Annotated in this window: 3 protein-coding genes; all 3 read right to left on the reverse strand. The window is 55.2% G+C overall.

Going from position 1 to position 2,694, the window contains the following annotated elements; translation table 11 throughout:
* On the reverse strand, nt 1-372 hold a 372-nt coding region (locus ACIQYF_RS23640), incomplete at its 3' end, for a PoNe immunity protein domain-containing protein (RefSeq protein ID WP_402866694.1).
* An 11-nt stretch (nt 373-383) separates the two neighbouring features.
* Nucleotides 384-1,343 (reverse strand): PoNe immunity protein domain-containing protein, encoded by a 960-nt coding sequence (locus tag ACIQYF_RS23645; RefSeq protein WP_402866697.1) that lies wholly within the window; start codon nt 1,341-1,343, stop codon nt 384-386.
* 19 nt (nt 1,344-1,362) lie between these two features.
* On the reverse strand, nt 1,363-2,694 hold a 1,332-nt coding region (locus tag ACIQYF_RS23650), incomplete at its 5' end, for a hypothetical protein (RefSeq protein WP_402866700.1).

The following is a 2,694-nucleotide window of genomic DNA, read 5'->3' on the forward strand; positions in this document are numbered from 1 at the left end:
GTAACCAAACAGCACTGCCAATGCCAACATCCATAAGATGTATTGATACTCGTCACGTACCCAGGGCCTCAATCGAGCGTCGACTGTTGGGTAGGCATCAAAATACCGCTGGAACTGGATAAAGGCGTAATCGACATAAGTGTCGACCAGCTCCAGGGGGGCGCCTCCCGAGTAGCGTTGGATCGCCAACTCCAAGGCCATATAGGCGTGATCCCAGCTCAAGCCTTTGTTATGGCGGGCGTCACGCAGGGGATCAGTCAACAGATCGCTGATGTCCCTATCTGCGAATTCGGCTTCTTTGGCCGCTGTTGAAGTCTGGTAGTGCTGCTCGGTCATCCACGGGTCGCGCTTGACTTGGTCGAAATAGCTCATGGCGCACTCCTTCAGGCTGAAATACCTTTCACCAAGCGCCAAGTAACAACCCGTCCATTGTCGGTGGGCAGGATCAGGCCTTCGCCGAAGGTTTGCGGGCCGACGGGCCAGTCGTCACAGATCCACACACCTGAAACCGGGCACGCTTCGCCGGACATGGCACGCAAGCCGCTTGAGGTTTCGATGCGATGGCCTTCGGGAAAGTTGCGCAGTACTTGACGGGCGCGAGCGTCGTCGACCAAGTCCTTGGGGTAATACGGCAGGTCGCGATAGGGGGTGTCATCGACCTCCCAGAGCAGCGTGACCAAGCCGGCTTCGAAGGCCCAGTAGCCAAAGAAACCTGCATCTGCTCTACGCTTGTGACGGTCATGCCAGTAGCAGTTGCGCATGCCGCGATACCATTGCTTCAAGTAGGTGCGCAGGGCTTGTTGTTGCTCGTCGCCCCGAGTGTTTAGCGCGGTGAGCAGTTCGCCATAGGGTTTTTCGTGAATCAATTGATCGCCCGGCAGGGAGATGCCCACCCGTGCAAACAGACGCCGCAACAATGCGTCTTGCCCATCATCTGAGTCGGTGCTGATCCAACTGGCGATTTGTTGAATGCGATTGGGCATGTTGAACAAGACGGCCAAGGACAGTAACCAAAGGATGTATTGATAGGCGTCTGGCTCCCAGGGTTTCAGGGAAAACTCAGGGAAGGCTTTTTTGTGCCGTTCGAACTGGGAAAAAGCGTGGTCGGCGTAAGGAATCAGTGACTCTAAGGGTTCGCCGCCTGAGTAGAGTTCAATCAATAATTCCAGCGACTGATAAGACCACCTCCAGCTCAATCGTTGCTTGTGGTCCTCATCCTCCTTTTTTGCGAGCACATCCTCAGCTTTGCGAACCACATAGCGTTCTTTCAAGTAGGTAATGTCTTCAATGTAGGGTAGTTCTTGTAATAGAGGTTCACGCTTGACTTGTTCAAAACGCTTCATGATGTGATTCCCTTGAGTTTTATGGTGTGACGCTGCCAATAGAGTTTGCGTTTTTGTCTAGTCGAGTGATGCTTGTTACCTGCCCGCTCTCATCAACCACCAATAACCAACGCTCATAGCCTGCTTCTGCAATGTCGTCTGCTTGTTGTCTGCCAAGGGCGTCTGCGAGTCTTGGATCAATCCATTCATCACTCATCTGCTTTGCACTTGGATGCCCAGCACTGCCCTTGGTCGTGGGTAAGCTGCTCGCTGAAAACTGCCCACCGGTACGGTACTTGGTCTCCGTGATGATATAGGGCGGCGGCGGATTGGCATTCTTATAAACGCCATCAATGCCGCGTCCGGTAGGCTTCATGTCCATGCTGCGCGGCCCACGGCTGCTGGACAACAGGTTCTCATGGCCTTTACCCAGCATGTACTGGTCACTTATCACCTCTCCATAAATCCCCTTTTGCGCAGTGGTCGCAGTCTTGGGATCGAAGGCATGGACGTTTGGACCGTGCGGCACGGGCGGCGGGGTGCTGGGCACCGGTGTTCCGTAAGTACCGGCAGGACGCTCCAGATAGATCGGGGGCATACCCACCCCTGAAGTTATTCGGCCACCGTCCATGGCCATAGGCACTGGTTTTTCGGCGCGCACCCCAGCGGTAGCGACCTGGCTGGGCTCCTTGAGGGCTTGCTCCAGTGCTTTGGCGAGCCGTGCGTCCAGCTGAGCCAAGGCCAGTGGGATCTCTCGAACCGCATGAAGCTGCACGGCGTAAAATTGCTTCTCCATTTCTTGCAATCGAGCTAGCAGTTGGGTGGCCTGGTTGAAGGGCCATCGATTAAGGTAGCTGCGCAATTTGCGCACCGCGTCCAATGTCTTGGTCAAGAATGTATTTAGGTATTCAAGCAAAGCTTTTTCATAAGCCGTGAACTTGATGGCCTTGAGCATGTGCTCAACGTTACCCCGGGTAAATTTGCTAAGGAAATGAAGTAAAGTTTTGAGAGCGACCTGGCTTTCGCGGATGAGCAGCAAGCATAAAGCGCGCAGAAAAGCAGAGGCCTCTTGTCCGATTACAGCCCCCACCGCGCTGCCCACCACTGTCCCAGCGCTGCCTGCGATCGCTCCGATCACGGGCGCAATCAGGGTGATGAGGCATGCAATCAGCAAGACCCACTCCTGCCACTCCGGCGGTTGTGGTCGACTCTTGCTTGCCGTGCCGTTGTAACGTTTGCCCAGTCGCATGCAGATGGCAGCAATATCGCGTGCGCTGAGCACAATCACGACGCCCGGAACAAAAGACAGCAGCATGTCGGCGATGACCACGCTCAATGGGCGGTCTTCGGCGAACTCGCCAAGCACCAAGTC

It is taken from the genome of Pseudomonas sp. NPDC096917, from assembly GCF_044762555.1.
Taxonomy (GTDB): Bacteria; Pseudomonadota; Gammaproteobacteria; order Pseudomonadales; family Pseudomonadaceae; genus Aquipseudomonas.